Genomic DNA, 6,345 nt, shown 5'->3' on the forward strand with positions numbered 1-6,345 from the left:
TGAAGGCAACAGGCACAAGGCGCAAGGCAACGAGTGTTAGAATGTGTTGAAGGCAACAGGCATAAGGCAACGAGTGTTAGAATGTGTTGAAGGCAACAGACACAAGGTAACGAGTGTTAAAATGTGTTGAAGGCAACAGGCAACAGGCACAAGTGTTAAAATGTTTGTTGATAAGCAAAGATATATTTTTGAGCCCTTGGATTCAGGCATTAAGCCGTAAGCTATAGAAAAAAGGCGTATTTTATGAAATTATAAAGACCTTTTACCTAATGCCTACGGCTTACAGCCTAAAGCCGAGTGCATAAATTAAATTTTGTGTAATTACCTAATCTAGTTGTCCAGCAATTATGCTGTTGTAGCCTAGGGTCTATTTTCCTCTATTCTATCAAAAAACTAGCGATAACTTTCTAGTTTCATCAAGGGCGTTTCACCATTAAAAAGTGTAAGTTCTCCCCCAACTATATCAAATCGATTAGCTTTTTCAAGGTTCTCAATAAATCTTGTTTCGGCCTGTAACTTATCACATGCCATTTTTGTACTAATGATTTGACTAAAAGTAACTGTGGTTCCACTAGCCTCCAAATTCCCTCTCAATCTATTACAGCCGCCAGTTCCTGAAAACCCTTTTAAATCTCGTGCAATGGTCAGATATGCCGACTTCGAATTGGTAGGCTCCCATGCCGACCCCGTATAATAAGCCGATAAAATCCATTGAGAAGCCAAAGGTAGCTTCGGTAATTCAGGCTCCTGTTTTGACACCACTCTTACCAAAGTCCATTTTGTATCAGGGGCATCTGCAGGAGGGTTTTTGAGTTTTATTTCCTTTACTTTTATCTGATATTCAAAACCTTCAACATATTTAAACTTATCAATAGCTCCATTATAGGTTTGCCACTCTTCATCTGGGGCATATTTTACCTGAAAACATTTTAAAGGTGCTACTCCATTACAATCTACTTGATGTGGTGCAATCCAAACAGATTTGTAATTTCCACCGCCACTAGAACGACGAACCACACGCGAAACACGATGCTTACTACGTTTTGATTTTTGTTTTTTTCGGCGAGGACGAGCATCCACCAACAGGATACTACTTAATAATAGTGATAGAGTTAAAATCCAATATTTCATGAAAATCTAATGGTTTTAAAAGCCTTGTATCTTCATGAGCGCGAAGACACAAGGCTTTTGATAGGAATCGTATTTGTGCAAATTAGTAAAACTCCTTTAGTTTATCGATAACAAACGGTAATTTTCGAAAATACCTAATCCACCGTATAGCAATCTTACTCAGGTTGCACCAACTATAGGTTGGTCTTAAGACTATACTATTTTAATTTAAAAATTCTTGAAGTACGAATGGAAGAAATAGAAGTGATTTCTGACAGAAACAGACCAATACTTCCAATTATGTGCGCCTGGGCGTTCGGTATACTCATGTGGGATTTTATTTTCGATGAGCTTTTGATGCAAAGCACGGTTTACTCCAATAAAAAAATCATCGATACCACAGTCAATCAAAATGGCTTGGCTAGGCGAGAAATTTTGATTAATAACGGCATTTTTCTCCCAAATGGCTTTGTTTTCTTCATATTTGCCTAGTCGCCCTTTGATATTCCAGTTATTCGGGAAAGGCACAATGTCGACACCACCACTCATACTTGCCATCGCACCAAATAATTCAGGATGGCGAGTACCTAGGTACATCGCTCCATGGCCTCCCATACTCAAGCCGCTAATAGCTCGACCTTGAGGTTCGGCCTTTGTTTTAAATTTTTGATCTATGAATGGTATCAACTCCTTCGTGATATAGGATTCGTATTGGTATGTTGGTTCGATTGGACTATCAAAATACCAACTGTCATATCCGCCATCAACGCACACTGCAATAATCTGATATTGGTCTACCAGCTGTTGAAAATCGGGAGAAGATTCTACCCAAGATCGAGCATTTCCGCTGTAGCCATGCAAAAAGTAAATCACTGGAAAACGCTTTTCGCTGCTCGAGGCATAGGTTTGTGGGGTTACAATAACGACTGGACTTTTTCTTTTCAAAAGCTGACTGTTGATTTGTAGCGAGTCAATAGTCGCCGAAAAGCCCGTAAGTTGAATAAAACAAAATACTAGCAGCAAAAATATCTTTTTCATAGGGTTTTAAAATAAGAGTTTTGAAGTTGATTGTATTCTTAGAGACAAGTAAAGTTATTGTTTCAAATAGGTTTTGTCCAGAAATCAGACCGCTCATGATGAAGTTCTTTCTATTGGTATTTTTTAAAAAATAGAAACATAATACGTGAATGTCTGAGAAATAATATTTTGATTAAAAAATCAAAGCTCCCAAAACTTGTGACCAACAGCGCAAAAGTAGCAGATTTTAACCAGAAATTCTGTCTGATTATCGTATGCTCAACAAAGGGTAAAGATTTTTTTGGTTAAAAAAATAGAATATTGAGATAGTGAGCTTAAATTGTATTAAGAAATGAAATGGGGGAAATTGAGAATTTTCCCCCATTTCATTTTAAGAAAAGACCGCCAGAAGTTTTATCATTACTTATCTCTAAAAATTTAAACTATGAAGCATAACAGACAACAATCTATAGATTTTTTGCGGGGCTTGGTGATGGTCATCATGGCGATTGATCATATTAGAGATTTGATGTTGACTTCTGAAATAACTCAAGATCCGACAGATTTGAGCTCGACTACCCCAATATTATTTTTCACAAGGTGGATTACTCATTTCTGCGCTCCAACCTTTGTATTTCTTTCGGGCATATCGGCCTACTTATCTTCTCGCAAGCATCATAATTGGATAGCAACCAAACGTTTCTTGATTACCCGAGGGCTCTGGTTGATTGTACTTGAGTTTACCATTATTGGATTTGGGATTTGGTTTGATTTGAAGTTTCGAAGTTTCCTTTTCCAAGTCATCGGTAGCATCGGTATGAGTATGATTTTGCTGGCATTTGTATTCAAGCTTTCACCAAAAGTATTAGGAATACTATCCCTAGTTTTGATTTTTGGTCATAATGCGCTTGGATTAGTTCCTACTTTTGAAAATCCCGTTTTAAAGTTTCTGTGGGCGCTACTGATTAGTCCAAATCTATTTCCAATTGGCAACGACCAAATGGTGATGATAATGTATCCTGTACTCCCTTGGTTTGGAATTATGCTGGCGGGTTTTGTGATTGGACGACTCTACGAGCTAGAAGCTACGGCCCGAAAAAAGAATTTAACAACCCTATTCGTGTTTTCATTCATAAGCTTTGTTGTAATTAGAGCTATCAATATTTATGGCGACCCACAGCCTTGGGCAGTACAAAAGAATCTATTTTTCACCATTTTGTCCTTTGTCAATACAACGAAATATGCTCCATCTCTGCTTTTTACCTTGATGACCTTAAGTTTTGCTTTGGGTATTTTACGATTGACAGACGGAATAAGCAATGCGGTTTCACGTTTTTTTAGTGTGTATGGCAAAGTGCCTCTGTTTTATTATTTAATTCACTGGTATCTTATTCATTCTCTAACCTTAGTTATGGTGTTTATGCAGGGTTTTACTTGGGAGAGTTTAGAGTTCGGGGTCTTTAAGTTTGGGCGTCCTGCTACTGGTTCGGGGCTCTCATTAGGAGGTGTTTATTTAGTTTGGATAGGAGTGGTGCTAAGTTTGTATCCCTTATGTTTGTGGTATGGCAAATACAAAGCGTTGCATCCAGAAAAGCAGTGGTTGAGATATTTATAAATATAACTAAGGAAGAAATTGGGTGGATTTATCTTGAGTGCCTTAGGCTGTAAGCCGTAGGCAAAAGGTTATTATCATTTCATAAAAAACGCCTTTTTTCTTTAGCTTATGGCTTAATGCCTAAAGCCATGGGCTCAAAAGTATGTCTTTGGTTGTCAACAAACATTTTAACACTCTTTGCCGTTTGCCTGATTCACAAGCCAAAATTATTAAAACAAGGAATAGCATTCCTTTCAATACAATGTCCATTTAGAAGCTCCAAACATTCTTTTTTCTTTTACAAAAAGCAAAAGCATTTACTATCTAATCACAATCTTGTTTTTACAGCTAAAACTTAAAGTTGTTAAGCTAAATTTCGAACAATTACCTTACATTATAGGTATATTCGAATAAAAGATTGTCCTTTTTTATTTCAATCCTGAATTTGTAATGCGCACATCAACAGAACTTAATCGTCGTAACTTCCTCAAGGCTTCTGGGCTTTCGGGAGCTGCTTTTATTCTTGGTTTATCGGCTCGTGCTGCTGAGCCTTCAGAGCAATCTATCGAAAACCTTAGTTTACTCGAAGATTCTTTTGAATTAACGCCATTTGTCATTATCGAAAAATCTGGAAAAATTACTATCATGAATTCAAAGCCAGAAATTGGTCAAGGAACATGGCAGGCTATCCCGATGATTATTGCCGAGGAGTTAGAGTTGGGTTTAGACCAATATGAGATTAAGCAAACTTCTGGTGATAAAAAATATGGTGGACAAACTGCCGGAGGTAGTGCTTCGGTTCGAACTAGCTATGCCACCTTGCGTAAGACTGGTGCCGCTGCTCGTGAGATGCTATTACAAGCGGCTGCTCAGACTTGGAATGTGCCCATAACTGAATGCTATGCCGAACGTGCGAATGTTTTTCATAAACCCACTGGCAAAAAACTTGCCTATGCAGCCTTGGTTGAAACAGCCTCTAAGTTGGAAGTTCCTAAAGAGCCTAAATTAAAGGATAGCAAAGACTTTAAATTGATTGGGAAACCAACAAAACGTCAGGATATTCCCTTGAAAGTATCAGGACAAGCTACTTTTGGCATGGACGTCGAAGTACCCAATATGGTATATGCCTCGGTAGAACGTTGTCCTGTTTTTGGTGGAAAAATTCTGAAAATAGACGATTCCCAAACACTAAAAGTAAAGGGTGTTCAACAAATAGTGCGTGCCGAGAGAGTTTTAGGTAAAAATAGATACGAGGTCGTTGCAGTAATCGCCTCTAACTATTGGGCAGCGCTCAAAGGTCGTAAAGCCCTAAAAGTAACTTGGGATTATCAAGGAAATGACCAATTTAACACCATACAGTTTGAGCAAAATCTGCGTGATTTATCAAAAAGTGAAGGGGTTATTGACCATAATCAAGGCGAATTTGATAAAAATTATTCTGAAGCTCCTGTTCAAATAGAGGCATTTTATGAAACGCCAATGGTGTCGCATTCGCCAATGGAACCAATGAACTGTATTGCCAGCTGGACAGGCGATGCCGTCGAGGTGTGGGCTTCGTCGCAAGGGCCAGATTTGTTAAGAAATAGAGTGGCAGATGCGTTCACAATTCCTGCTGACAAGATTAAGGTAAATATATGCTTTAATGGAGGAGGTTTTGGTCGTCGTTTGTATCAAGATTTTGCCACTGAGGCAGTGTCCATTGCCAAAGTCGTTGGCAAACCTGTCAAAGTTATTTGGACGCGAGAAGACGATACCACGCAGGGACCTTTCAGACCAATGACTTTTTCTGCTTTGAAAGGCGCACTTACAGCCGAGGGCAAAGCTTTGGCTTTTCAGCATAAAGTAGTATCGCCATCCATCAATGCCACTCAGAATAAAAACTACGATAAAACCAAGTCCGACAACACCATGACGGAGGGGATTAGTGAGCAGCAATACGAAATTCCTCATATCAAAAACTATTACGTTCATGCCGAAACTCATATACCTCTGGCAGCTTGGCGAGCGGTAACCAGCACGACTCTGTCTTTTGCTCATGAGTGTTTTATAGATGAAATGGCGCATAAAGCAAATAAAGACCCTTTTGACTTCCGTTTGGATATGTTACAAAAAGATACAGATACCAAACGTGTAATGCTCAAACTCAAAGAGGTATCTCAATGGAGCAAACCATTACCAAATGGTTGGGCAAGAGGGGTAGCACAATGGGAGTTTTTTGCAGGGTTGGCTGCGCAAGTAGTAGAGGTTTCGAAAAAGCCAAATGGAGGACTGAAAATAGAAAAGGTATATGCCGTAATTGATTTGGGAACTGTCGTAAACCCCGATACCGTAAAAGCTCAAGTAGAGGGAGCTATCACGATGGCTATCGGTGCTGCCACAAAAGATGGTATTACTTTCGAAAAAGGGCAAGTCCAACAGTCGAACTTCCATGATAATCGAATGGTAAGAATGGAAGAAATGCCCCAAGTGGAGGTTTATATTCTCGCCGAAGGTGGCGCCAAAATTAAAGGAGTAGGCGAGCCTGGCTTACCACCTTTGGCTCCAGCTCTAGCCAATGCGATTTTTGCAGCAACAGGTAAGCGCATTCGCCGAATGCCATTTGACTTGGACAAAGTATAATCATG

General features: G+C 39.2%; 4 protein-coding genes. 2 read left to right on the top strand and 2 right to left on the bottom strand.

The features are described from left to right. Positions 1–393 precede the first annotated feature (393 nt). Complete coding sequence (locus tag ACOVQ4_RS06755; protein ID WP_421819890.1) at positions 394–1,131, bottom strand: DUF4377 domain-containing protein; 738 nt, start codon at positions 1,129–1,131, stop codon at positions 394–396. A 207-nt stretch (positions 1,132–1,338) separates the two neighbouring features. Beyond that, a complete protein-coding gene (locus ACOVQ4_RS06760) occupies positions 1,339–2,148 on the bottom strand; it encodes an alpha/beta hydrolase (RefSeq protein WP_421819891.1) in 810 nt (269 codons plus the stop codon). Positions 2,149–2,572: 424 nt separating this feature from the next. On the opposite strand from ACOVQ4_RS06760, the gene ACOVQ4_RS06765 reads away from it, so the two are divergent. Continuing rightward, on the top strand, positions 2,573–3,742 hold the full coding sequence (locus ACOVQ4_RS06765) for a DUF1624 domain-containing protein (protein WP_421819892.1): 1,170 nt from the start codon (positions 2,573–2,575) through the stop codon (positions 3,740–3,742). A 429-nt stretch (positions 3,743–4,171) separates the two neighbouring features. Next, positions 4,172–6,340, top strand: a complete 2,169-nt coding sequence (locus ACOVQ4_RS06770) for a molybdopterin cofactor-binding domain-containing protein (protein WP_421819893.1) — start codon at positions 4,172–4,174, stop codon at positions 6,338–6,340. Positions 6,341–6,345: the final 5 nt, after the last annotated feature.

The sequence above is a fragment of the Flectobacillus sp. genome, assembly GCF_049240685.1.
GTDB lineage: Bacteria > Bacteroidota > Bacteroidia > Cytophagales > Spirosomataceae > Flectobacillus.

Coding starts and splice junctions, on each gene's coding strand:
- ACOVQ4_RS06755 (WP_421819890.1), bottom strand. CDS start 1,131: ATGAAATATTGGATTTTAACTCTATCACTATTATTAAGTAGTATCCTG.
- ACOVQ4_RS06760 (WP_421819891.1), bottom strand. CDS start 2,148: ATGAAAAAGATATTTTTGCTGCTAGTATTTTGTTTTATTCAACTTACG.
- ACOVQ4_RS06765 (WP_421819892.1), top strand. CDS start 2,573: ATGAAGCATAACAGACAACAATCTATAGATTTTTTGCGGGGCTTGGTG.
- ACOVQ4_RS06770 (WP_421819893.1), top strand. CDS start 4,172: ATGCGCACATCAACAGAACTTAATCGTCGTAACTTCCTCAAGGCTTCT.